The 25,033-nt window shown below is 35.5% G+C and carries 22 protein-coding genes and 2 tRNA genes; 13 read left to right on the forward strand and 11 right to left on the reverse strand.

Annotation, left to right across the window (positions count from 1 at the left end; all coding sequences use genetic code 11):
• Positions 1 to 2: 2 nt before the first annotated feature.
• Positions 3 to 605: a recombinase family protein gene (locus fad_RS03265; RefSeq protein ID WP_081141770.1), complete on the forward strand. Its 603-nt coding sequence runs from the start codon at positions 3 to 5 to the stop codon at positions 603 to 605.
• Positions 606 to 1,608: 1,003 nt separating this feature from the next.
• Here the strand turns inward: fad_RS03265 and fad_RS03275 are convergent.
• The 3 genes from fad_RS03275 to fad_RS03285 all read right to left on the reverse strand — a co-directional run bounded on the left by fad_RS03275 (position 1,609) and on the right by fad_RS03285 (position 3,665).
• A complete protein-coding gene (locus fad_RS03275; protein WP_148285751.1) occupies positions 1,609 to 2,619 on the reverse strand; it encodes a hypothetical protein in 1,011 nt (336 codons plus the stop codon).
• 338 nt (positions 2,620 to 2,957) lie between these two features.
• A complete protein-coding gene (locus fad_RS03280; RefSeq protein WP_009887734.1) occupies positions 2,958 to 3,224 on the reverse strand; it encodes a hypothetical protein in 267 nt (88 codons plus the stop codon).
• An 87-nt stretch (positions 3,225 to 3,311) separates the two neighbouring features.
• A complete protein-coding gene (locus fad_RS03285) occupies positions 3,312 to 3,665 on the reverse strand; it encodes a zinc-ribbon domain-containing protein (protein ID WP_009887735.1) in 354 nt (117 codons plus the stop codon).
• Between the two features lie 122 nt (positions 3,666 to 3,787).
• Here fad_RS03285 and fad_RS09530 point away from each other — a divergent pair, with 122 nt between their 5' ends.
• The 3 genes from fad_RS09530 to fad_RS09565 are packed head-to-tail and all read left to right on the forward strand — an operon-like array spanning position 3,788 to position 4,782.
• Positions 3,788 to 3,919: a hypothetical protein gene (locus tag fad_RS09530; protein ID WP_256378718.1), complete on the forward strand. Its 132-nt coding sequence runs from the start codon at positions 3,788 to 3,790 to the stop codon at positions 3,917 to 3,919.
• Between the two features lie 7 nt (positions 3,920 to 3,926).
• Positions 3,927 to 4,517 carry a tyrosine-type recombinase/integrase gene (locus tag fad_RS03290; RefSeq protein WP_196795614.1) on the forward strand — a complete coding sequence of 197 codons (591 nt, stop codon included), beginning with the start codon at positions 3,927 to 3,929 and terminating at the stop codon, positions 4,515 to 4,517.
• 13 nt (positions 4,518 to 4,530) lie between these two features.
• On the forward strand, positions 4,531 to 4,782 hold the full coding sequence (locus fad_RS09565; protein WP_369678032.1) for a tyrosine-type recombinase/integrase: 252 nt from the start codon (positions 4,531 to 4,533) through the stop codon (positions 4,780 to 4,782).
• On the opposite strand, the gene fad_RS03300 is transcribed toward fad_RS09565, so the two are convergent.
• The 3 genes from fad_RS03300 to fad_RS03310 form a co-directional block, all read right to left on the reverse strand.
• Positions 4,764 to 4,835, reverse strand: a tRNA-Ala gene (locus tag fad_RS03300). The two genes, fad_RS09565 and fad_RS03300, sit on opposite strands and share 19 nt — an antisense overlap.
• Before the next feature lie 40 nt (positions 4,836 to 4,875).
• Entirely contained in the window at positions 4,876 to 6,162 is a 1,287-nt protein-coding gene (locus fad_RS03305; protein WP_081141775.1) for a cation:proton antiporter, read from the reverse strand.
• Between the two features lies 1 nt (position 6,163).
• A complete protein-coding gene (locus tag fad_RS03310) occupies positions 6,164 to 6,883 on the reverse strand; it encodes an NAD+ synthase (protein ID WP_081141776.1) in 720 nt (239 codons plus the stop codon).
• Between the two features lie 390 nt (positions 6,884 to 7,273).
• Here fad_RS03310 and fad_RS03315 point away from each other — a divergent pair, with 390 nt between their 5' ends.
• Both fad_RS03315 and fad_RS03320 read left to right on the forward strand, forming a co-directional pair.
• A complete protein-coding gene (locus tag fad_RS03315) occupies positions 7,274 to 7,483 on the forward strand; it encodes a DUF3311 domain-containing protein (protein ID WP_081141778.1) in 210 nt (69 codons plus the stop codon).
• The gene (locus fad_RS03320) at positions 7,483 to 9,000 is read left to right on the forward strand and encodes a sodium:solute symporter family protein (RefSeq protein ID WP_081141779.1); all 1,518 of its coding nucleotides are present in this window, start codon (positions 7,483 to 7,485) and stop codon (positions 8,998 to 9,000) included. The genes fad_RS03315 and fad_RS03320 overlap by 1 nt, the downstream gene beginning before the upstream one ends.
• A gap of 3 nt (positions 9,001 to 9,003) precedes the next feature.
• On the opposite strand, the gene fad_RS03325 is transcribed toward fad_RS03320, so the two are convergent.
• Positions 9,004 to 9,348: a hypothetical protein gene (locus fad_RS03325; RefSeq protein ID WP_081141781.1), complete on the reverse strand. Its 345-nt coding sequence runs from the start codon at positions 9,346 to 9,348 to the stop codon at positions 9,004 to 9,006.
• A gap of 138 nt (positions 9,349 to 9,486) precedes the next feature.
• On the opposite strand from fad_RS03325, the gene fad_RS03330 reads away from it, so the two are divergent.
• Complete coding sequence (locus tag fad_RS03330; RefSeq protein WP_081141782.1) at positions 9,487 to 11,733, forward strand: thermopsin family protease; 2,247 nt, start codon at positions 9,487 to 9,489, stop codon at positions 11,731 to 11,733.
• A 79-nt stretch (positions 11,734 to 11,812) separates the two neighbouring features.
• Here the strand turns inward: fad_RS03330 and hemA are convergent, their stop codons facing one another.
• Entirely contained in the window at positions 11,813 to 13,021 is a 1,209-nt protein-coding gene (hemA, locus tag fad_RS03335; protein ID WP_081141784.1) for a glutamyl-tRNA reductase, read from the reverse strand.
• A gap of 405 nt (positions 13,022 to 13,426) precedes the next feature.
• Here hemA and fad_RS03345 point away from each other — a divergent pair.
• Positions 13,427 to 13,499 (forward strand) — tRNA-Asp (locus tag fad_RS03345).
• Between the two features lie 405 nt (positions 13,500 to 13,904).
• Positions 13,905 to 15,002: a TIGR04053 family radical SAM/SPASM domain-containing protein gene (locus fad_RS03350; RefSeq protein WP_081141787.1), complete on the forward strand. Its 1,098-nt coding sequence runs from the start codon at positions 13,905 to 13,907 to the stop codon at positions 15,000 to 15,002.
• A 267-nt stretch (positions 15,003 to 15,269) separates the two neighbouring features.
• Here the strand turns inward: fad_RS03350 and fad_RS03355 are convergent, their stop codons facing one another.
• Positions 15,270 to 16,568, reverse strand: coding sequence for an MFS transporter (locus fad_RS03355; protein WP_081141788.1), 1,299 nt, complete (start codon positions 16,566 to 16,568; stop codon positions 15,270 to 15,272).
• Between the two features lie 244 nt (positions 16,569 to 16,812).
• Entirely contained in the window at positions 16,813 to 18,249 is a 1,437-nt protein-coding gene (locus fad_RS03360) for a purine-cytosine permease family protein (RefSeq protein WP_081141790.1), read from the reverse strand.
• A 463-nt stretch (positions 18,250 to 18,712) separates the two neighbouring features.
• Between fad_RS03360 and fad_RS03365 the strand changes: the two genes are divergently transcribed.
• From fad_RS03365 to fad_RS03380, 4 genes are read left to right on the forward strand one after another with little or no spacing between them, the layout of a single operon-like run.
• Positions 18,713 to 19,702: an ABC transporter permease gene (locus fad_RS03365; protein ID WP_236940605.1), complete on the forward strand. Its 990-nt coding sequence runs from the start codon at positions 18,713 to 18,715 to the stop codon at positions 19,700 to 19,702.
• Positions 19,699 to 21,864 (forward strand): ABC transporter permease, encoded by a 2,166-nt coding sequence (locus tag fad_RS03370; protein WP_196795615.1) that lies wholly within the window; start codon positions 19,699 to 19,701, stop codon positions 21,862 to 21,864. Before fad_RS03365 ends, fad_RS03370 begins: the two co-directional genes overlap by 4 nt.
• Entirely contained in the window at positions 21,861 to 23,978 is a 2,118-nt protein-coding gene (locus fad_RS03375; RefSeq protein WP_236940606.1) for an ABC transporter ATP-binding protein, read from the forward strand. The genes fad_RS03370 and fad_RS03375 overlap by 4 nt, the downstream gene beginning before the upstream one ends.
• A complete protein-coding gene (locus fad_RS03380; RefSeq protein WP_081141794.1) occupies positions 23,962 to 24,303 on the forward strand; it encodes a hypothetical protein in 342 nt (113 codons plus the stop codon). Before fad_RS03375 ends, fad_RS03380 begins: the two co-directional genes overlap by 17 nt.
• Positions 24,304 to 24,742: 439 nt before the next feature.
• On the opposite strand, the gene fad_RS09455 is transcribed toward fad_RS03380, so the two are convergent.
• Positions 24,743 to 25,033 carry a hypothetical protein gene (locus fad_RS09455; RefSeq protein WP_236940607.1) on the reverse strand — a complete coding sequence of 97 codons (291 nt, stop codon included), beginning with the start codon at positions 25,031 to 25,033 and terminating at the stop codon, positions 24,743 to 24,745.

The following is a 25,033-nucleotide window of genomic DNA, read 5'->3' on the forward strand; positions in this document are numbered from 1 at the left end:
ATATGATTGTAGGTTTATATGCAAGGGTAAGCACAAAGGATAAGGAGCAGAATCCTGAAAACCAGCTGATCAGGTTAAGGGAATACTGCAATGCAAGGAAATGGAATTATAAAGAATATATCGATTTTGCATCCGGTTCAAAGAAAGACAGGCCAGGATTAAAGCAAATACTGGATGATCTGGACAAGCTTGATGGGATACTGGTTTTAAGATTGGATCGATTCGGAAGGTCCTTGCAAAACCTGCTTGAATGCTTCAATATTATTAGATCTCAAGGAAAGTTCTTTGAAGCCATCGACCAGGGATTGAAAATCTCGGAGAAAAAGGATCCAATGAATGATTTTATGCTTGCCATTTTAGGTGCAGCTGCGGAATTTGAAAGGGAATTAATATCTGAAAGGGTAAAAGATGGCATGGCAAGGGCCATGAAGGAAAACAAAAAGATTGGACGGCCACGCATTTTAGACAAAAAGAATATAAGTGCTTCAAATATTATTAAATTAAGGGAAAGCGGAAAATCAATAAGGGAAATATCCCAAATTGTAGGGATAAAGAGGTCAACGGTATATGACATAATAAAATCGTCCGAAAAACCTATACGTTAAAATCAATGATTTCTTTATATATACCCTGGTACTTTTTTTACTGTCCGGAAAAGAAATCTTTAACGGACACATCTAAGAATGTTTTCTACTCTAATTCATACAACTTTACATTTTCTATATCTATACCAGTTAGTGTCTGTGGTAAAGCCGGCAACATTAGATAGAGGGACCGATATATTATTTCCTTCAGGCTCGCTCAGAGTAACTTCATTTTGGGAAACACGTACAATAGTTACGTACCTATTTTTTTCGCCTTTTAGCTGAAGCTTTATATCCTCCCCTTGTTTTCTATTAATTTTTTTTAAATCCGGATTTCTGCTTCAAGGTTCGTTGGCAATCTTGGCAGCATGAATACTGCATTCGATTCCAGATATCCTTGTATGCATGTGCATCTCATACTCCGAGAAATTAATATATACCCCCAATTCTCCACGAAATCTTAATCCAAGTATGTAATAGACATACAGGGTATGGCAATAGTTTTGATGTCCACCCTATATATCAAGTCTTTTCTGAACGAATGAAACTTAATATCATTCACTGCATATAAGTTCTAACTCTGCCTCTACTATTTACTAATAAATATATAGGTATAGCAAGTGAAACGATAAACGGGATAATAGTAATAATGAAAATCATAGAATACGAGAATATTTTAAAAATGTTTGGTTCAATATTAGGTGGAAAAAACGGTAAAATGAATACATAAAGCGATAACATAACAACTAAAAGTATCCATAATGCAAGATTAGATTTCATATGTTTATGAGTGATTTTACTTTTTAAATAGTCTAAATAGAAAAAAATATCTAACGCTGCAAGTGCTACAAGTATAGCAGGCAGGATGCCGGTATAATAATTATATGAGAAGCTTATAATATTGCCTATAGAGCCAAGATAAAGTAATCTATAACTCACTATACTAATCATAAATACCCAAATTATTGCAAAAATTCTTAGGTAATTGTTTATCTTTTTTATATTTTCTGACCTGTTCATAATATCACCATGGTGGAGATACGCTTGGCCAAACACTGGCATGCGGTGCTAAACTTGTGATTTGCAGACCAGTACCCAGGGGTTCAGTTGTTAAAAATGGAAAATATAGCCATCCTCCTGAATATACCAGTTGACCATTAAAATTATATGCCTGATTTGAGTGCGCGCCAAGTTCTCCATAGGCTCCTGTATCCCAAAAATCCCACCAATATCCCTCAGAGACGGCTATCTCGACATATGGAACAGTAGTATCCTGACTGGTGGTATGTAAATTTACAAAACTTGCCCACGAAAACGCAACAACCGCCCCCAATATTCCTGCAACGGCCGCTATGGCTGCAGAAGCAGCAAAAACAGCTCCTACTGCCAGTCCTGTAACACCCCCTATGAGTGTCATAAGATTGGTAAAGTCACCTGTTCCTATAGGACCCTGAAAAGTATCAGACGCATAGAATACCCATGCATTTCCCCATCCATATGATTGATGGTATGTCTCTGGGTCCACAGAGATTAATTTAGCGTTCTTGCCATTAATTATATAAACCGATTTGTTCCCTATATTCTTATTCACATTTTCACGATAAATTATCGATTTTATATTAAGGCTATTATCTGTTGTTTCGATATATTCTATATAGTTGGCTCCTACTAATGTTGTATTTTGATTTCTAGCACCTCGCGGCATTTTGCTGTTATTTATTGTCAATTGTAAATATATCTGATTATTGATTACAGCATATTTTTCTGTGAAGTTTTTAATTGAGCTTCTATTTAATAATGAGGATTTCGACAAATTAACTGGCTTCCAATTTAAATTCCTGTTTTCAAAATTATTCTGTGCAAACCTGCTATTTATATTATTTATGGTACTGGCGTTCATTTCAAATTGTGGTAATATGTTATTAGTTGCTGTATTGTTTTGAGCTGTATGCATATTGTCCGTTGCAGGGACAAAGGCTATCATTACAAATACTGCTGCCATTAATACACCTGTTATTACCCTCTTTTTATTCACAACGAAATTAACACATGAATATATATACATATTTCTGTAATAATACTAGTGAATAATTTATTATTTAATAATTTATCGGTTAATTTTTGTAATACAAACTATCCGTGCATCAGTATTTACTGGATTCGAATTCATATGAGAATTAAATGTTATAAAAACAGAGCAATTAATTTTGTGGTTTTACACAATATCTAGGTAATTTTTTTTTAATTATATTGTTCTGGTGCATTGCATTCTTTAAATATTGTAAAATGTGGTATTCAGGAAGGACTTCATTTCAAATTGTTAAACTTTTACCATATTTTAGAATATTTTTCTATTATAATTCTATCAAAAATTTACATTTTCTTTTGTCTATACCAGTCAGTTTCGGTGGTAAAACCGGCTACATTTGATAGAGGAACTGAAATAACTTCTCCCCCTGGTTCACTTAGAGTAACTTCATTTTGGGAAACACGTACAATAGTTACGTACCTATTTTTTTCGCCTTTTAACTGAAGCTTTATATCTTTTCCCTGATTCTCTATTAATTTTGTTTTGAATTCAGATGGAGTGATCCAGGCACTTTTCTGAATTTCCCCAAATTTATTTCTATCAATTAACATATACGAATATAGACATTTTCACTATTTAATTATTGGTATATAGAATTTTAAAAGATAACCACAAAGTTACAATAAGTTTTAAAATTTTTATTTATCTAATTTGCTTCCACAATTTTTGCAATACTTTGCATCCTCATCATTTTTAGTACCGCATACAGGGCATATTTTGTATTGTCCACTGGACTTACTGTTTGTTATTTCATTGATATTTTTAAATTGCCCAGCTATGGCATGTCCGTATTCTGTCAGGGAAATATAAATAATCCTTCTACCAATATATTTCTTCTCTGTACGAATGACGCCTTGTTCTTCCAATCTTTTCACAGTGCTTTCCATAGTGCCTGTAGATGGGACTACTTTCAACAAATCAGTTTTCTTGACTTTATCATGATCTAATAAAAATATTAGTATTGATGGTGCGTACTTTCCAAGATTAGACATATCGATAAATATCACCTTTCATATATCTAAAATAGGAAACGGTATTTAAGTTAAACATATATTTCATATTTCAGCTTTCGAAAATAGAAATCATTTATATGCAATTATATACTGTCTTTATCATGAGAATTAAAAAAATGATAACCATAAGCCAGGAGAACTATGATTTTTTGAAACAGCACCCTGAGATTAAACTTAGCGCGTTAGTAGAGAATGGCATAAATGAGTACCGTACTGTTATTAAGAACAGGTGATAAATTCATGGTAAACTATACTGATTTTGAAGATTGGATGTATGAACGCTTTTCAAAAAGCACAATAATAGACACTTTAAGGAAAATACGATACCGGGGAAAGCATTTAGATTTGTCTTCGAGGGAATCAATGCTTGAATTTTTAAGGAAAGAAAGGAGAAATGGGTCACCTAAACAGAAAGTAAATGGATATATAAAATATTTAAATCGCCTGCTCACATTCGAAGGACTTGATAAAATAGATTATATTCCCGAATTAAGAAATAATTCTTTCAGAAAAAGGGCATTTGCCACTGACCAGATCCAAACATTAATTGTGAAAAGTAAGGGGAAAACAATAGAAGACAAACGTAACCATGCAATGATACTGCTTGCCCTTAATACAGGTTTAAGAAGATCCGAAATATGCAATATAAAAGTAGAAGACAGACATAATAATTTTTTAACTGTAAATTATGGAAAAGGTGAAAAGAGCAGGGATGTGTTTTTAGATGACAATACTAGGAAGGTAATAATGGATTACTCATTCATTAGAAATAACAACGATATGCCATACCTATTCACAACCAAGAAAGGAAAGGTAACTCCAGGATATTAAGAAAAAGACAGGTATAAATGAGTTCAGCTGGCATAAATGCAGGCATACATATGCACATAATATGATTAAAAATGACATAGATTTAGAAAGCCTCCGCCAAATGCTGGGCCATGAAGATTTAGCCACTACTGGAATATATTCGAGGATGAACACAGAGGAAGCATTAGAAAGGATTAAAGGTAAATCTATAAAATTTTGCAATGAATTTTCCATGTTCAAATCTTCCAAACCCTGTGACATTGCTAATGGACTCAAGGGGATTTGAACCCCTGCCCTCTTCCATGCCAAGGAAGCGATCTACCGCTGATCTATGAGCCCTGATTGCTGTATTGCCATATCCAGTATAAATTTTATCCTATTAATGTTTTCTTTCTCCCAGAAGCAGCCTGCCGGCATAGGGGACATAAATGGTCTGCAATATTATTGATATAAGGACGACGAATGAAACAGAGGCATAAATTATTGTTCCATATTCTATTAAAAGTGGGATATGGTTTGCCTGCCCAAGTACAAATGGGACTGTTGAAAGAACCACAGGAACAACACCTCTTGGCCCTACCAGCAACATAAACGCCTTTGTCCTGGTATCAAATTTTATTGTATTCTTTCCCATATTTGCCAACCCTATTGAAATGAATACGGCAACAGGCCTTACCACAAATATTACTATGAGTGAAATAATAAATCCGAATATAATATAATTGAATATCTGGGTTCTGGTAAGTATGCTCCCGAGCAGGATAAATATTATAGATTGTGCCATAAATGATAGGTTTTCATTAAAATTTGTTTCCCTGTTCCAGAATATGCTTTTATCAGAAAAATTTCCGACTATTGCCCCCGTGGCAATTATTGCGGGGAACGGTGTTATTCCAACTGCTTCAAGGGATGTGAATTCGAACAATACTATACCAAGCGTGAGGGCTATTAACAATGATTCAAAATTAAAATATTTGTTGAGGTAAATTATGAAAAATCCAAAGGCAATTCCAACAGCTGCGGGGATTGCAATTTCAAGCAACAGGAAAGAGCTAGAACCCAGTACAAGACCAACATGGGATGTAAGCAATGTGAAAAAGGATGAATAAGAAACATTTGGGGCAAGAATGCCTATGCCGATGCTTAAAAGTATGATGCCAAGTGGGTCGTTAAAAAGGCTTTCACCTATCAGTGTCCCGGATATATCGTCCCTTATATTGAGTTTTTTGAATGTTGGAATAAGTGATGCAGGGTCTGTTGGAGATATTATAGCTCCAAATATAAAGCCTATAATCATAGGTGCCCCCGTCAACAATGAGAAAAATATTCCCGCACCCACAGCTGTAACAACCATGCCTATTGTATCCAGGGCTGCAATTTTGTAAAAATATTTTCTCAGGATACGTGGGCTGAAATTATGTGACTCATAATATAGGATAATCACCAACCCCAGCATTCCTACACCTATGGTTGCAAAGGATGATAACATGTATATTGCAAAACTATGCTTTATGAATCCCAGCAAAGGGCCGAAAATTAATCCCATTACTATGAGTATTGGTATATAAACCATTGAAGCTTTTCTAGATATGGGTATAGAAAAAGCCGCAACAATCAATATGAAGCTTATCTCGTAATAATCATATGTGACCGGGGAAATAATCATCTCAGTTCATAGCCTTTGGGAGTTCTCTCTTGTGCATTGATTTCAGGTATAGTTCCATGAGTTTTTCATATTTTCCATTAAGTGTGTGATTATCAAATATATCCGAAAGTATCTTATCTATTTCATGATAATCCATTTTGAGTTCATCCTCATCGTATTGATTTTCCCACAGGCCTGCTGAGGGCTTTTTGTCTATTATGGATTGCGGAACTTTTAGAATCGATGCAATTTTCCAAACATCTGTTTTAAACACATCTTCAATAGGCTCAATATCGCACGCACCATCACCATACTTTGTGTAGTAACCGAGCAGGTATTCTGTCCTGTTTGTTGTTCCTATTACAAGTCCTCCCAGCAAATTAGCGTGGTAATAAAGTATGTTTGCCCTGATTCTAGACCTTATATTTCCTTCGAGTTTTTTATCCGAGGTATTCAGCAATGCCCGGTATGATTCAAATACGTTTTCTATATTTATAGTAATAATATCTAAACCGGTTGAATCTGAAAGTTTTTTAATATCTTCATAATCATCCTGTTTTGTGTATTTATCAGGCATGAATATTGCCTTTATTTTATTCCTGTCAATGGAGGTTGCGAGCAATGTAAGCACAAGAGAACTGTCTATCCCGGAACTTATTCCAAGAACTGCATGCTTTTCTCCTATTTTTTCTTTTAAAAATTCGCGTATTACCTGAATTTTATCGACATATATATCTTTCACATTATGATAATAAAATAGAGTTAAATAAATATTTACTTCCACTTTTTAAATTATATTTCAGCTAACAGGAGCTTTTCCTATTTACATTTATATGTTATATTGCCGTTAATTATATTTGGGAATGTAATCGCCTGAAATGATCTGAATCAATGAATACAGTTTCCATGGTAAATGTTACCACTTATCCAGAAAATTATTAATATTTTGATAATTTTACTATTTAATAATATTTTTTGTAGTTATTTTTTTTATATTATATAAATTTAACAGCAATAAATATAATATTTTAAATAATATAAAAAAAATACATAATTTTTATTATTGAATAAATAAAGCTTTGTCGATGCATTAATCGAAATATTTATATATTATTGAATAGTAAACCCTTCAATGAATCCGATATTGAAATTTATACTATTGGCTTTACCATATATTTTTATGGTAGCCGGGGTAACTATATATACAAGGGTTAAACCGGAGCTTGGTGGGATACCATTCTTTTACTGGTATCAATTAGTATGGATATTTATAGCAGCAGCCCTGACGTCAACTGTTTATTTTATAGAGAACAGTGAAAAGAAAAGGAAGGTGGTGCACTGATGTTTACAGATCTTGACCTTGCCCTGTTCTTTGCTATTATAATAATCGTGCTATTCGCCGGTTACATGGCATATTTCTGGAGGAAACCGGCAGATATGGATGCCAAGGGAGAATGGAGCCTTGGAGGAAGAAGATTTGGAACTGTGGTAATGTGGTTCCTGCTGGGCGGAGACCTCTACACAGCATATACATTAATAGCAGTTCCAGGCGCAGCAGCAACAGCCGGTGTTGGTGGAGGAGCATTTGCAATGTTCGCCATAGCATACGGTGTGATGATATATCCAATTGTATATGGAACAATGCCCAAATTATGGAATGTCTCAAAAAGGCGTGGATATATCACAGCTTCCGATTTTGTGAAGGACAGATTCTCTTCAAGGTCACTGGCAATGCTCATAGCCCTTACAGGAGTTCTTGCAGAATTGCCATATATAGCATTGCAAATTACAGGAATTAAATATGTACTTGCCTCACTGTCACTTCCTATAACGATAAGCCTGATAATTGCTTTCATCCTTGTGGCAGGATTTACATTTGTAAGTGGTTTAAGAGGCCCTGCACTTACATCAATATTAAAGGATGCTATTATATGGGTAGCAGTTATAGTAATTATAATATATATACCTATTAAACTGGGAGGATTTGGTGCAATATTCGGGAAAGCAGCTACAATAAGCCCGCACCTCCTGAATATCTCTCCGGTTATAGATGTGGGATATACCACACTTGCTCTGGGCTCTGCCCTGGCATTATTCCTTTATCCACATGCAATTACCGGAACATTGGGGGCTAAAGACTCTAAAACCATACGAAGAAACGCTTCCTTACTACCACTTTACAATGTACTGCTAATGTTTGTAGCTATAGTAGGAATAATGGCAGTGGTCTATTTCAACAAATATCCAACGGTAAGCAGTGAAGCCCTGCCACGCCTGGTACTCGATCTGTTCCCAGCCTCCTTTACGGCTTTTGCTTTCGCAGCTGTAGTAGTAGGGAGTATTGTTCCAGCATCCATTATGGCCCTGGCGTCTGCCAATCTGCTTACAAGAAATGTTTATCTGGAATACATAAATCCGAAGGCATCGGAAAGGACACAGACAAACCTATCGAGGGTACTGGTTATCGTTGTAATTCTAGCTGCCCTTGCATTCTCGCTTGTACCTGCAGCATCAGGAGAAATAGTATACCTGCAGACAATTGGCGGGGCTTTCATAATGCAAACCCTTCCGGCGGTATACCTGGCGCTCTTCACAAGAAAACTAAATAAGTACCCGGTAGCAGCAGGTTGGGCTGTGGGATTAACGACTACAATAGTTATGCTTGCACAGCTAGACTTCAAAAGTTCCCTGTACAAGGATTTCCATTTTGTCTATATAGGTGTATTTGCACTCCTGCTGAATCTTATAGTTGTTGGCATAGGAATGGCAATTATGAAAGGAATGAATAAAGTGAAGGATGAGGGAATAATAGACAACTCGGAATTTGAGGATATAGAGAATATGGAAGAAGTAGGATAATTTTTATTTTTTGTTTTCAAGCATAATTTTTATTTTATACCTTATACAATCCATGAATCTGTCATGGTGGTCATTTCTTTTTTTTGCGATGTAATCCAGAATCCTTTTATCACTTAGTAGATCATCAGGAGCCATTTTAACAAGAAGTTTCATTTCATTAGCATCAGGTATGTTATTTACTTTTCTTTCCCCTACAAGTTTATTTATGTATGGGTCTGTATCCATTATCCATTCCTTTATTATTTTTTCAATTGCATCTTTTTTTACCCCAAGTGTTTTTGCTATCTGCTTAACCGGTTTATTAACGCACCTCAGTCCGGCAATTGCTTCTTCAAGTTTCGGGTTCATAATATGATATACTTATAATATAGAAATAATTAAGGAAAATGCAATGTTGTTGAGGTTGTATTTCAACTTTTATAATGATGATTATGGTTATAAATAGTTATTAAGTAAAATTTTTATAGTTTGAAACGTTTTATTTTTATGAAGAAATTATTAGCGATTGTGGTAGCTATAATATTTGTTGCTTTAGCTTTCGCTGTTGTTGCATCACAGGGAACAACAGTACCGTCAGCTACGGCTGATGTATCACATCAGAGTGTGCAGCAAAATAGCGATTCGAGATTGCTTGCCATCGAGAAGAAACTTGAGGAAAAAGGGATACCTTTAAAATATGCCAGCATTCCGGCATTTTACAATAATATCACTCGGGATAATGGTGTGGTTGCACCATCATATAGCAGTGCTCCAGCTCCCATGGGAATAGGATTCTACGGTACTAAAAACGTATCCGGGAAACTTGTAGGCTATAATTTAACGACACCTAGTGTGATGGCTTCTATAGGTATAAAAAACATGAGCCAGTTTTATCTGCTCAATGATGGGCCAACAAGTGAAACTTTCCAGCTGAATTCAGTTTTAACTAATGTTACCCTTTTCGGCAATTCAACATATACTTTCTGGACACAGAACGTTGCATTCTATTCAGAGAGAACACAAACAATTCAGTTCCTAACTAATATATGGAACTTCTCATCTCCTGCAGTTGCAATTAGCAGCAATGTGTTCCATTCATACGATGGAATACTCTGCGCACCAACGTTCTACTACGCCATAGGGCCGACGATCCATGTGACAACTCCATTCTCACTTAATTTATACCTGAACTCAACCGTTGTAGACAGGGACAGCGCAGTGTTTTTCAACTATTCGATAATGAGCGATAACCATATCCAGTCCGGGTCATATGATTATGCTATATTTAATTCTACATACGGGCAGCCTTCCACATTTACTGCAAAGGCCCCAGAATACCTTGCAAGCGGTACACAGGTAACACCTACCGGATTTATACCCTATGATTTTGAAATCATGGTTGGTGGGCCAGGTGGAGGAAGCACAACATCTATATATAACGTCAATGCAACAATGAACCTCATGTACAAGGGCAGCAAGGGCTATGTGAATGTACCCTCTGCATACGATGTTGGTTCTGAGACTGGAGAAACCTCAGAAGGTGTAGCAGTTTCATGGGCTAATGACACAGCATATTTAACACCAGGGCCTTCTTTTGTTTATGGCATGTGGAATATATCCGGCAGCAATGCAATGACGCATTATAGTGGCATGGTGGCACCATCAAATGCATTTATGTTTATATCGGAAGGCAATACATTTAACGCATCAAATGCACAGTGGGCACCACTTTCACTATCAGGTAAATATAGCTTTACACTTCCAACCGGGCAGTATACAGCACAGGCATTGCTGAGCAATTACATGAATGCATACTTCATGCCGGGTCAGAATGTTTCCTTGATGCATGATTACAGTATGGGTATATACACTCCACTGTACGCATTTGACAACGCCCAGATTGCAAACATATCATTATACGGAAATGGTACCGCAGGAAATCCATATGTAATGGACAACTACCAGGTGATGCCTATAAGCTCTTTATTCGAGGAATTCAATGATTACGCATTCCCTGTGTTTGCAGGAGTTCTATTGCATAACACCAATGCAAGTGTTGTAATGCAAAATATGCCTTCGCTTTACATACCGTATACAAGCACGAACCCGACATATGAATCCTATGTGTCTTTTTACGACCTTCCCGGCTATAACTACCTGAACTATGAATTATACAATGCTTCTAACGTAACCCTATGGAAATCAAACGACATAAGCGGATACTTTGCTTCAGGAGTATCCGGATTCCCTGTAGCGAATCTTGTCATCTGGAACTCAACAAATGACCTTGTGGGCAGCAACATGTTTAATGTAATGGACAGCGGGATGTTAATATACAAAAGCCCCTATGTAACCGTATGGGGAAACTATGTTATAAACGCACCACAAACATATAAAAGCACATTTGAGCAGGTAACCGATATATGGGGTGCACCACTTGGAATAGCTGAATACAGCTCTGGAGACACAATATACAACAACTTCTTTGATACCGCAATAACTGCATACAGCCCGAATACGTCAATATACTCTGGAAATCCTGCTGTTTACATCAACATGTGGAATATAACAAAACAACCTGCATACATAACACATTATGTCAATGGGTTCGCGCTCAGCGGAAGCATAATAAACACACACTACCAGGGAGGAAACTACTGGAACAACTTTAACGGCACAATACCATATAACAATAACGGGTTGATAGCATATGGCGGGGATTATGTACCTCTTTACCACGGTTTATTTTACTAAGGCATATTTTCCCATGAGGCCTGATCTAAAAATAAATTTTTTATTTTAAAATAATTTAGTTTTTTAAACAATGCATATTCTACTTTTTCCTGATCTCTGCTTTCTTTCCTTTTCTCATCATATTCCCGAGCATAGTATCATACTCTTCAAGAATATACGAATAGTTTTCATTGTTTTTGATAAAATTCTTTATGGAATCTGTATATGGTGCAAGAAGTTTTTTTGTAAATGAATTCATCATTATGTCTATGATTTCCATCTGTGATTCTTTTATGTCTGTTTTCCTTGCCAGCTCTTCAAGCTCATCCTGTTTTATCTGGTTGGCAAATTTGTAAAATGCCGCAATAATATCATCGGACTTCATTTCATTGATTTTGGATGTGTACAGTGTTAATTCATTCTCAACTATTTCTTCTGCCTTCTTAATTTCAAGTTTTCTGTGTTCCCTTGTTTCCTTGGAAATACTATATATCCTGTCCAGGTCATAAAACGCAATGTATTCATTCATTGCCTGTTCTATATTTGGGGGGTTGGAAAGGTCAATCATGATTTTATTTCCATTAATATTGGAATAATCCTCTGCTCTTATTATATAATTCTTTGACGATGTTGCAACTATTATTATCTCGTTAGATTTTATTAGAGAAGGAATATTGCTGATATCAGAATAATTGGCTCCATACTTTATTGCCAGCTCCCTTGCATGCTCCACACTCCTGCCAGCAACAGTTATAATTGTTTTTGAACCTGCAAGGTAATTTAGTAGTGCAGTAGCCATTTTCCCAGTACCTATTATGCATAATTTTTTCCCTGCCAATCCATACTGATTTTGTATAATATCCAGGCTTATGGATGATAAGGATGTTTTTCCATGCGAAATATCAGTAAGTGTCCTGACATCCTTTCCGACTGAAAGGGCTTTACGGAATGTATAGGATAAAAATTTGTCCAGCTTTCCCCTTTTGGAAGCAATGTCAAAGGATGATTTTATCTGCCTCAAAATATCATTTTCGCCAATAGCCATAGATTCAAGGCCTGAAGCCACCATAAACAGGTGTTTTACCGACTCAGGGTATTCAAGATATAGCGATCCTTCAATGCTGCCCATTAAAATTTGTTCAGGCCGGAAATATATTTCAATTCTATTGCATGTAACGAGAATAACATAATTTTTGATGGATCTGGATTCCATCATAGACTCAAAATACCGGTAATCATGTTTGATAATTTCACTGAATGTATCGGGTGTATCTTTATAATTCCATGACAATAATTCGATGTCTCCCATAAGGCAACATACATTAATAGTAATTAATTATTTAAACAAATTGGTAATTAAACTATATTTCACTCAATAGTTTAGTAATAAACAATATTGGCATTATACGTAAAATCGTAATAAACATAAACTGATTATACAGCATGGATTCAATTGATAGTGATATCAGGGAACTGTATAAGCAGAATAAACGAATTCCTCCTGAAAAATTTATGATAATCTTATTAACTGTCATGAGCATTAACTCAGCAATCATTATAGTATCTTTATATCAAAAATCCCTGTTCATTCGGATTGTCCTGGAACTCGTGTCCGGTATTCTCATGGTATCGTATTTTCTCTGGTTTTTCCTCAGAATTTACAAAAAATAAAAAATGTTTATATAAAACTATACAATTACGGGAATACAAGGTTGCCCCGATAGTGTAGCGGCCTATCATACAGGCCTGTCGAGCCTGTGACACGGGTTCAAATCCCGTTCGGGGCGCTTTCTAAAAACATGTAACTTTCTACATGGATTCAAATATTTTTATATCTCCAGTCATTTATGAAAATGAAAAAGCAAATTTGTGAGCTGAAATTCTCCCAAGGCTAAGGCATGCAGGCTTTCTGTTAAAGTAAATAATACAGTGTATATCAGGTTCGATATATATGATTATATTTTTATATATTCTCAACTAAAACCAACCAAAATTAAATGGGAGGCATCATATATCATTGAGTTTCAATTATGGGTTGATATTTCCCGTTGATTACGTGTTGGAGGAAAGTTGAATACTCACATGCTGTTTTTAATTATCAACTCTCCTTTACTTATTTAATCTATCTGCTTTTTGAAAATATATTCACAATTTTTCATTATTTTATTATATCTATTGGCATCTGTTAAATTATGATTAACTATAATGAAAAGCCAATACTCATATTCTGGGAAACTACTAAAGCATGTGGCCTGGCATGCCGTCATTGCAGGGCATCTGCACTGGAGAAACCATTGCCAGATGAAATGAACTTTGAAGAAGCAACTGCGTTTATAAAATCAATCCGTGATTTCGGAAAGCCATATCCTATACTTATCCTCACAGGTGGCGATATGATGCGCCGCAATGATATAAATAAAATTATTGAAACTGCAAATGAATATGAAATTCCCGTATCAATAAGCCCTGCTGCTACTGATCTATTGACACCGGAAAGAATAGATTATTTTAAGGCACACCATGTACTTTCTGCATCCCTATCACTGGACGGGAACCGTGAAATGCATGACTGGTTAAGAGGGGACGGCGTGTACAACAAAACAGTTGATCTGATTAAACTTTTAAATGCAAAAAATATGAAATTACAGATAAATTCAGTGGTAATGAGAAAAAATATACATCAATTACCCTCTCTTCTGAAACTACTGATTGACAACAATGTTAAAACCTGGGAGGTATTTTTCCTTATACAGACAGGCAGGGCTATTGACTCGGAAGATTTAACCCCTGTAGAATTTGAGGATATAAACCACTGGCTGCTATTCGCAACAAAATATGGAATTGTTATAAGGACCGTGGAATCACCTATTTTCAGGCGCGTAATGGATGAAGGAAATGAAAACTATTCGGGAGACCTCTATTATGAACTTATGGACCAGACAGTTGACATCCTTGGATTGCCGGATTCCAGGAATCCTCCCCAGGGTACCTCCAATACCCGGGATGGAAAGGGAATAATTTTCGTTGGGCATAACGGGGATGTGGAGCCAAGTGGATTCCTTACATATAAACTTGGGAATGTGAAGCAGAATTCTATCGTTGATATATACCGGAACAATGAAACACTTAAGATGTTAAGGAATAGCAAAAATTTTGGTGGAAGATGTGGTATCTGCAACTGGGGAGATTCATGTGGCGGGTCCAGGTCAAGGGCATATGCCCGTTACGGCGATATTTTCGCCAGAGACCCTGCATGTCTGTATTCTGAATTGCCGGAATCATTAAATTGACCATTAGCAGCTAAAGAGGTAATGCCTCTCACTATTTATTGGGGGGTATTCCATAAAATTTATCCTGTATTACTCCTTAAACTTCCAGATTTGAAGGTGTATTAACCATGGAAATAACATCCATGTTAATCCCAAAGATAGGGGTTATAACAGAAACTGCTTATTTATTAGAAAAAATCTTTAAAAATATGCAAAAAATCAATTTATTTCTATATTGCTACAGATACCGGTTGCAATTGCAGGTATATTATATTAAAATAAATAATATTAATTCTCTATTGGATCTGAAGTGTTCTCCTGCTTTTTATAGAATATTAATCCAAGAATTAAAATTATTCCTGCAATGTACACCTCAACGATCCAGAGTGTCCGTATATTTATTATATGTGCCGGAGCGGTTAGCAGGACAATGGCTGTCCCACCGAATATTGCACCCCCGTTATATATAAGCCCCACCGCAGTTGATCTGAATTTTTTGCTGAATGATTCTGCTAGGAATACAGGCAGGGCCGAGAATATAAGTGCCTCAAGGAATAACTGGATTGAGAATACAATGGTGAAATCCATAATATTCGTTGTATATCCAAATATCACAAAGAGTGCGGTTGGTACTGTAAATATAATTGAAAATATAAGCATAGGGCGCCGTCTGTCCCTGAAGCTCCTTGCAAGTATTCCTCCGCTCCAGACTCCTATAAGTGAAAAGAAGTTTATAACCAGCAAAGCATAGAGAAGCCCGGAACCTAGATTAAGAAAATCAACACTGCCTACAACCGGATAAAATGAAGCTGTGGCTGTATTCATGAAAAGCAAACCTGCGGTTATCATAAATCCGAACACTATACTGCTGCGATTTTTGAACATCTTCCTCACAGGGGATTTTTCAATGCTGTTTTCCGCTTTCATCCGGTCAAATACCTCTGTTTCCTTTGAAAGCCGCCTGATTACAAGTGTTATAACTCCTGGGATTATGGCTGTGAGCATCAGTATCCTCCATCCATAGGAAGCAAATGCAGCAGACCCCATTGATCTGAGCAATAAAATCTCCACAAACACAATAAGAAAATATCCTGTGCCATAACCTGACTGTACGAATGCACCTGCCTGTTCCCTTTTCTCCGGACTGACACTTTCCATAGACAGCGCTGTACCGCCACCATACTCGGCACCTGCAAAAATCCCATCAAGGAAAAGCAGGGCATAGAGCAAAATTGGAGACGCAATCCCCGCCTGCGAATAGGTTGGCAGCAGGCCTATGGCAGCAGAGAGCACAGAGAATCCAATAATTGAAATACTCAACAGGTTCTTTCTGCCCTTTCGATCTCCAATAAAATTGCCCAGTATTACTGAACCTACAGAACGTGCAGCCGCGCCAAAGGTGACAGGCAACAGGGTCAGTATAAGTGCAAGATATCCCAGATACTTGGGGAATATTAAAACACTTATGTATGAGAACACAAGAAGGTATGCTATTGATGTATAACCATCCAGTATCCATCCCCCCCATGCAGCCGAGACCTGAAGCAGTTCATTCCGTGTAAATCCTATAAATTTATTCTCTGACATAATATATTCCTCCTGGCTCAATTATACAGCATTAAACAGCTGCACTAAAAATGAATTACTGCGATATAGGGTTAGATGAATATACTATATATAAATTTAACTAGAGCTACCTATATTTCTTTACCCCCTGCTAAAGTATTATTTGAGCCTGCTAAAATGATACACAGATATGCGGATAACACCTTTTAATGCCAGGATATATTGATTTAAAAATTTTCATAAAAATATTTATTAAAATTATAGTTTATTCCACCTCAAAATCGGCATATTCAACTTTTTCAGAATAATGTTCCTTTGAATTTATATGGTTCTTTGAATATCCATAGTAGACAGCAACATATATTCCAAGCCCGATAAGTGATCCGAAGAGTGCCTGAGGGAAATAGTTGAATATGACATCGTATGGCCCGATTCCAAACATTGCGATTATCGTGCCTATAAGGGCAGGTATGAGTGCATCCACACGTAAGTTCATGAAGATTGTTCTGGGAATATTGTAATAATCATCTATTTTTGTTGTATGCCTGAGGTGTACAAACCAGTCGAATATTAATATGAATGTAAACGGAAATATAATGGATGCAAGGTCATCTATGAATGTTTCTATATGTGCCAATATTCCTGCAATTGCCAGTATAATTCCCCCGGCACCAAGCAATATTGTTGCTATGGGCTGTGCAAGCTTTTCATTGGGCTTTTTCCTGAATGCAGGCTGAAGTGCTGCCAGCAAATCAGCAGTTGCAGGATATAAATTCATCGCATTCGTATGTATTATTGCCAGTGATACACCGAGAGCCGCTATGAACACCACTATGCCAAAAAGCCCGTGAAGCCCGGGGAATGATAATGTTGCTATATTCCACCCGCCAGTTGCTACGCTGTTGCCTACCAGCCCTATTAGCCCCATCAGGAGTACCGGTATCATTATGCCTACAGGGCTGGATATGAAATATTTCAGTTTTTTGCCACTGCTATCTTCTTTCGAATAAGGATACCCGAACCGGGTCTGTGTTGAAATTTTATATGACCATGCAAGGATGGAGAACCCGAGAAGGAAATTCAGTGCAGCACCCCATGTGAATGCGCCTATCGGATGCATTAGCATGGAAAAATTAATGGTATATGTTGTAAGAAGGAAATATGCAAGTATAATATAGCTTACTATAAGCACAGGTGCACTGTACCTGAAAAAGTATTCCAGCCATTTTGCACCGAATAAAACCAGTACAACCTGAATTACACCCATGACAACATACCATATTATAATGTTTGAATGTGTGAGCCCACTGATAATTGCAGCTCCCACAGTATCGTTGAGGCCGAAAAATCCCAGGTTAAGGAAAGTGAACACCAGAGAATAAGCACCCGAAGTCATAAATCCATATGTTTTCCTGGAAACTACCAGTGAAGGCACTGGAATCTGCCTTCCCATTTCAGCAACAAGGCCAGCAGGTATAATTCCAATTAGTAAGGCAACAATTATAGCTATAGTTGCAAATGGAAGGCCCATATTATATAGTTCCAACCCTACTATAGGTGTTAATGCAGATGCACTTGCCATTGCCCAGAATATCATAATCTTACGGGACGACATTGTTCTCGCATGGTTTGGAATTGGATTTACACCCACTACTTCAAGCCTGTGCTCCACAACATCGTTATCAAAACTCTTAACTACCATATTACGGTAAAAACATTATATATATAAATTAATCTATTTGAATATTCTCTAATGCCTGCTTAATATTTTATTTATGAATACCCGATAAAAAATGGAACGAAATGATCATTATAAAAATATGATAACAATAGTATTTTTCTTCGTCATATAACCCCTTTATATTATAATTTTTAGCTGGTCAAATTATAAATGGAGAACGCGAGTACAAGTATTCTATCTAAAAAAATATTGCCCAAAATATTGGAGAAAAACTATTTAACTTTACTGGCATTAAATCTGGATATGATATACTGTTTATCATAATACAAGATTTTTCCCTATAATTTGAATTTGCCATCCAGTTAATTTGGCTTTTAGCAAATAAATCATCTATTTTAACAAACCGGTGAAATTATATGGTAAAACATGTCCAGAATTTGTGCAATAAAAAAAATATAAATAGGTATATGGTGATACACGGTTAATGAATGTTTACCTCATTACACGAAAAGTAATACAGGCTATAGTTTTATTATTATTTGTGGTGGTTATATTATATATATTACTACGGCTGATGCCCGGTAACCCTGCAGAATTATATATACATAGTTTAAAACATCCGAATCCAACAACGATAAAGCACATTTATAAGGAATATGGCATTAATCCAAATAATAAATATAGTCTCACTGAATTTATAATATATTTTAAGGATATGTTTTCATTCCATTTCGGAGTCAGCTTTGCAAATATGAATGACAGTGTAATTTCTCTCATAGGTTCAGCCTTACCTTATACACTCATAATTTTTGGTGTAGCAGCTGTGGCCTCATTTATAATAGGAATACCATTAGGCATACTGACTTCATTTTTAAGAGGTAAAAAATCAGAATCACCAATATTAGTAACATCCACTATTTTAAATTCAATCCCATTTTTTGCTATGGCTATAATTGTATTTCTTATACTCGCAGTATATTATCCCATTTTTCCTTTGCAGGTCTCATTTTATCGTCTTACTCCACTTTTCTCACATCCTACCGTTTCACGTTTAATTACAATGTTCTATTATTTTGCGATGCCTATATTAACACTTGTCGCAATAGAAGCAATGGGACATCTGTTAACTATGAGAAGTATAATGGTCTCTGTACTCGGTGAAGATTTTATAACAACAGCGAGGGCAAAGGGAGTTAAAAATTCATCTATAATGTTCCATCATGCGGCGCGCAATGCTATGGTACCGGAATCTACGAGAATGGCATTAGAATTTGCCCTTTTGATGAGTGGTGCTGTAGTAACAGAAATTATTTTTGGTGTGCCAGGGATGGGAAGATTGCTTTACACAAATACGCTGGATGAGAATTATCCCGTAATCCAGGCTGCTCTATTTATTCTATCTATAGTAACAATTATTGCGTATTCTCTAGTTGATTTTATACATGCATGGTTAGACCCGAGGGTGAAGGTATGAATAACAATAAAATTTTAATTTTTAAGAATAATATGAAGTTCACGGCAAAAAACCTCCATAAACAGTGGAAAGTATTTTATAGATCACGTTATGGCAAGGTAGGGTTTTATATTTTAATGGTTTTTATAGTAATTTCCTTGTTAGCACCGGTTTTAGTACATGGCAATCCATTTGCAGCTATACCTACAGAGGATTATTTCTCACCTATACAGGAGATGAACCACCCACTGAATTTTACTGCAGTTAATTCCTCTTATGCTATAACTTCAAGTGAATATGGTACCAGTGCAGTTAGTTATTATTTATTTATGCCAGGATTAGCAAATGGAACATATAGTATATATGCGATATCTCCAAAAAACGCTTCATCAACATATTTATTCCATATAGACGGTATCCCGGAAAATTTATATGCTTTTAGCGTTTTTAACTCCACAACAGGCATATCACAGGAAAATTTAATGGTTTCCACCAATAACACTATTTATATGGGGAATGTTGTATGCTCATATAATTCCTTAACTGACAGTTCTAGTGTACATATGAGTAATATGATAAAGACCAGATCCACCAACGGTGAGATATTATCAGACTATACAAGTTCTAAGACATATGCTTTATCTGACCCCTCAATTATATCTAGCCAGTTTCTTACTTCCTCTCCCCTTTCATATGTCTACACACTTTCTGAGAACAATAGTAAATATTATGTTAATACATTTTACACCTCAAATTTAACTCATTATTGGAGCAGGGAAATTTCTGTAAAACCAACAAATCTGTATTTTTATGGTCAGGAATTTGAAAATCCGTCCGAAACAAGAATTATAATCACAGCCGGGGATAATATATATTCATATAACTATAATGGAACACTGGAGTACAACGAAAAATATAATTTTACATTATCAAATCTTATTATTCCATCTGATTACCAGATATATCCTTCTCACAAGAACGATGCTTTCACTTTTGCCGGCAAAGATGTATATAGTATAAACATAGAAACCGGTGAAAATAAAGTAATTTATAGTTCACCTCAAATGATTTCTGCATTAGGCACAAGTGCAGCAACAACGCCAACAGAGCCTCCTTCTATTTTTATGGTATCCACAGCCACCAATGTTTATTCATTAGGGATGAATAATGGAAACTTATCCGTTGCAAATACAATAAAAGTGCCTTTTGGAGTAAATAATATAAAATATTACACATCTGGCACATTTTTATTATCAAACACAACAAGTGGCGATATAATATATTTAATAAACCCGTCAATTCAGTATCCATTTTCCTGGCATGCTTCATTAAATAGGAAAATCACCGCTCCTGTTTTATTTAATAATCCGTATCCAGAAAATAAGAGTTTAGACAATGCACCTGCTATAGCAGTATTAAGTGGAAAAAATCTTATAGTATATAGCTTTGAGGGGCAGGCTGCAGTATTACCACCAACATCAAAGACGTTGTCAGGTATTTCTTTGCCTCTCGGTGCAAATAATGCAGGAAATAATGTATGGACTATATTTATTGATAGCTTCCCAACAGATCTTGAGGTAGGATTTGCCGCTGGAATAATAACTATAATAATATCTGTGGTGGTATCAATGGTTATAGGTTATTACTCCGGAATATTAAGTTCATTCTGGGAGACAGTATCTCTGGCAATTTTCCTTATTCCCGGACTTCCATTATTCATTGTATTGGCAACAATTTTAGGTCCGACATTAATTAACTTAATATTGATATTCTCCCTACTTGGTTGGCCATTTGTTACGTTTTCTTTAATTGGAGTTGTCAGAAGTATTAAAAGCCGTGTATTTGTTGAATCTGCAATAGTATCAAATTTGAGCACAACTAAAATATTACGTAGACATATATTACCTAATATGGGAACATTACTGGTATATTTGACGTCTATTAACATCGGTGGAGCAGTCGCAGCAGTATCAACATATGAAATATTGGGCTTAGCCCCTCTTACCATACCAACGTGGGGAGGCATGCTGAACGGGTTCCTTGGCGATTATTATGGCATTTCCAAATACCCATGGATATATGTTCCAGCATTGTTGGCATTAACATTGTTTATTCTTGCATTCATATTTATCTCCCGCGGTATCGATGAAGTTGCAAATCCAAGGCTTGGTGGTAGAAAATGATGGAAAATATTGAAAATGAATACAATTATACTGGAAATACAATATTAAAAGTTGAGAATTTAAATGTCAACTTTAAAACTTTTAATGGTACGGTTAAAGCTCTAAGAAACATTAATTTAGAGTTAAAAGATGGCGAAATACTTGGTATACTTGGCGAATCAGGTTCAGGTAAAAGTACACTGGCACTCGCTATAATGTCACTTTTGCCTGATAATGCTTTAATAGATGGTTCAATATTGTTTAAAGGTAATAATTATATAAACGAATCAAAAAAATTGACCCGGAAACAACAGAAAGAAATTGATGCAAAGCTCAGAAATATGAGATGGAAGGACATCTCTATGATATTTCAAGGCGCTATGAATTCATTTAATCCGGTTTATACTATCGGGAAGCAGATTGGTGAAGTATTTAGAATCCATACAAATTTATCAAAAGAGGAAATAAATAAAAAAGTAATTGATGTATTAAAAATTGCTGGATTAACTCCCAATGTAATGAAATCCTACCCGCACGAATTGTCCGGAGGCATGAAGCAACGGGCAGTAATAGCAATGGCACTTGCCTTAAATCCCAATATAGTTATTGCTGATGAACCGACCACTGGCCTGGATGTAATAACACAGGCCGAAATAATCTCTCAAATTAAAAAATTACGGGATACTGGATTAATAAAATCCATGATAATAATATCCCATGACATTGGAGTTGTGTCGCAACTTGCAGATCATATAGCTGTTTTCTATGCCGGGCAAATAATGGAATATGGGAAATCTAGAGATATATATCTTGAATCTAAAAATCCGTATACAATAGAACTCTTAAAAAGCTATCCCAGTATTTTACATGCAAAAAATCATGTAGAAGGAATTCCCGGCAGATTGCCAGACCCAACAAATTTGCCTGCTGGTTGTAAATTTGCAGATCGCTGTTATATGGCCCAGGATATATGCAGAAAAATAGAACCGGAAAAAGCATATGTTTCCGGTGAACATTACAGTTATTGTCATTTTGTAAACAATATTCAGGCAAATTCATTAACTAGCAATATTGACACCAATTTTTCCCCCGGCTCATATAATATAATAACGGTACAGGATTTAACTAAATATTTCTATCTAAAAAACAATATGATGTCATCATTATATTCAAAGAATAATGCACATGTGCGGGCTGTTGACCATGTAAGTTTGGATATAAAGAAAGGTGAAATTTTAGGGATAGTTGGTGAATCAGGTTCAGGTAAAAGCACACTTGCTAGGCTGTTAATAGGTATTTTAAAGCCAACATCCGGCGATATTGAGTTTTTCTTTGATGAAACTCAGCATGCGAATGTTAGTAAGCTAAAGAGGAAACATGAAGATTATAAAGAATTTAGAAAAAATACACAAATGATATTTCAAGACCCATTCGATTCATTGAATCCAAAAATGACTGTTTTTAATATCGTTTCTGAACCTATAATAGGGCATAACGCGTTAAAAGATTATTCCGAAATGGAAGCTATGGTTAATGAAGCACTGGCTAAATCTGATCTATATCCGCCTGAAGCTTATCTTGATAGATACCCATATGAATTATCAGGTGGCGAAAGACAAAGAGTTGGAATTGCAAGGGCAATTGTCTTGAAGTCAAATTTTATTATTGCAGATGAACCCACATCCATGCTTGACGTTTCATTAAGAGCCTCATTTATGAATAAGTTAAATGAAATAAGAAAGAAAGATCAATTGACAATAGTATATATATCACACGACATTGCATCAGTTTATTATTTATCTGATAGAATAGCAGTTATGTACCTGGGCGTAGTTGTTGAAATCGGAGATGCAAATGAAATAATAACAAATTCCTTACATCCATATACAAAGGCATTAATAAAATCTGTTCCATCTCCCACACCTGAATGGGATCCCGGTAAAATTGATATAATTGGCGAGATCGGCAATTCAATAAATGTGCCAAAAGGTTGCAGATTTTTTAACCGCTGCGTTTACAGGAAGGATATATGTAAGGATACTCCACCACCGGTAAAAGGCGACAGTAATCATTGGTACAGGTGCCATTTTACAGAAGATGAATTGGTGTCAATAAAAAATGAAAGAAATAAATAAAATAAGACTAAAAATAAGTTTTATACCAATTGCTATACTTATAATTTTAATATTTTTACCTTTGCCTTTTTATTTCGCTGGCCTATTTAGTTATTTTAAAATTATGCCATTGATAATATTAATTAGTGCATTTTTTATATTTTTTGTAGGGGCATGGTGGGATTTTGGGGCTAATGAATATATTAAAAATTTAATTGTTGGGCATGTGGAGCTATCTGAGAACGATTTAAAATATATTAATAGGCAGCAACTAATTATAACATTAATCTACATTCTCATAGGATTGCTATATATCTCGATAGCATTTGTATTGAATTCCATTTAATAGTTTTGGTTTATTTTAATATTTACGGGAACTAGGTATGTGTCTAATGGCTATGTGGAATAATACAAATTTATGAATGCTAATCGTGATGTTTTTATTCTAAACAAATATGTGACAATGTTGCTACGTGAAATTCGATATACTACAACTTTCTTTTGTTGCATTTCTCAACAACCAAACAATATCCATATCCCATCATATGTATCTTTTTATTATTATATTATATGGCTTATTATTCAGTTTTCGCAATATATATAATATCCTTCTATCATCATATCATCGAATTGTTATTGATAGATATTTTAGATTTGCGCAAAATTATGTATGCAATATTTTATTTTTACATTGCATTTGCGATAAGTTTTTAATAATAACGTATTAACTCTCAGAATTTAAGCGAAAGATTTATATTAAATTACTTATTACTACTTTTAATGACTTATAATAAGAAACAAAAACTATTGATAGTGTTTGCTATTTTGGTAGCAGCAATATTTGTAATGGAACCGCTATATGGAAATATAGGCAATAATAACCAAGCCCCCTCAACATCTATTTCTTCTTCAATTCCGCTTATATCAGGAGCATCAGCATCTCCATCGTCATATACATATCCAACAAACACATCCGGAGAACCAGGATATACCGGTGGTACTTTTAAATTGGCCCAAATTGGAAATCCGAATAACTTAAATCCATTTGAAGCTGATACAGTTTGTGATTTATACAT

The sequence above is a fragment of the Ferroplasma acidiphilum genome (assembly GCF_002078355.1).
In the GTDB taxonomy this organism is placed as follows: Archaea; Thermoplasmatota; Thermoplasmata; order Thermoplasmatales; family Thermoplasmataceae; genus Ferroplasma; species Ferroplasma acidiphilum.

What these genes read in the sequence shown, in the direction of transcription:
- fad_RS03355 (WP_081141788.1), bottom strand. Translation starts at nt 16,568, where the DNA reads ATGTCAGAGAATAAATTTATAGGATTTACACGGAATGAACTGCTTCAG.
- fad_RS03330 (WP_081141782.1), top strand. Translation starts at nt 9,487, where the DNA reads ATGAAGAAATTATTAGCGATTGTGGTAGCTATAATATTTGTTGCTTTA.
- fad_RS03380 (WP_081141794.1), top strand. Translation starts at nt 23,962, where the DNA reads ATGAAAGAAATAAATAAAATAAGACTAAAAATAAGTTTTATACCAATT.
- fad_RS03265 (WP_081141770.1), top strand. Translation starts at nt 3, where the DNA reads ATGATTGTAGGTTTATATGCAAGGGTAAGCACAAAGGATAAGGAGCAG.
- fad_RS03280 (WP_009887734.1), bottom strand. Translation starts at nt 3,224, where the DNA reads ATGTTAATTGATAGAAATAAATTTGGGGAAATTCAGAAAAGTGCCTGG.
- fad_RS03375 (WP_236940606.1), top strand. Translation starts at nt 21,861, where the DNA reads ATGATGGAAAATATTGAAAATGAATACAATTATACTGGAAATACAATA.
- fad_RS03290 (WP_196795614.1), top strand. Translation starts at nt 3,927, where the DNA reads ATGGTAAACTATACTGATTTTGAAGATTGGATGTATGAACGCTTTTCA.
- fad_RS03325 (WP_081141781.1), bottom strand. Translation starts at nt 9,348, where the DNA reads ATGAACCCGAAACTTGAAGAAGCAATTGCCGGACTGAGGTGCGTTAAT.
- fad_RS03350 (WP_081141787.1), top strand. Translation starts at nt 13,905, where the DNA reads ATGATTAACTATAATGAAAAGCCAATACTCATATTCTGGGAAACTACT.
- fad_RS03305 (WP_081141775.1), bottom strand. Translation starts at nt 6,162, where the DNA reads ATGATTATTTCCCCGGTCACATATGATTATTACGAGATAAGCTTCATA.
- hemA (WP_081141784.1), bottom strand. Translation starts at nt 13,021, where the DNA reads ATGGGAGACATCGAATTATTGTCATGGAATTATAAAGATACACCCGAT.
- fad_RS03315 (WP_081141778.1), top strand. Translation starts at nt 7,274, where the DNA reads ATGAATCCGATATTGAAATTTATACTATTGGCTTTACCATATATTTTT.
- fad_RS09455 (WP_236940607.1), bottom strand. Translation starts at nt 25,033, where the DNA reads ATGTATAAATCACAAACTGTATCAGCTTCAAATGGATTTAAGTTATTC.
- fad_RS03370 (WP_196795615.1), top strand. Translation starts at nt 19,699, where the DNA reads ATGAATAACAATAAAATTTTAATTTTTAAGAATAATATGAAGTTCACG.
- fad_RS03360 (WP_081141790.1), bottom strand. Translation starts at nt 18,249, where the DNA reads ATGGTAGTTAAGAGTTTTGATAACGATGTTGTGGAGCACAGGCTTGAA.
- fad_RS09530 (WP_256378718.1), top strand. Translation starts at nt 3,788, where the DNA reads ATGAGAATTAAAAAAATGATAACCATAAGCCAGGAGAACTATGATTTT.
- fad_RS03365 (WP_236940605.1), top strand. Translation starts at nt 18,713, where the DNA reads ATGAATGTTTACCTCATTACACGAAAAGTAATACAGGCTATAGTTTTA.
- fad_RS03285 (WP_009887735.1), bottom strand. Translation starts at nt 3,665, where the DNA reads ATGTCTAATCTTGGAAAGTACGCACCATCAATACTAATATTTTTATTA.
- fad_RS03320 (WP_081141779.1), top strand. Translation starts at nt 7,483, where the DNA reads ATGTTTACAGATCTTGACCTTGCCCTGTTCTTTGCTATTATAATAATC.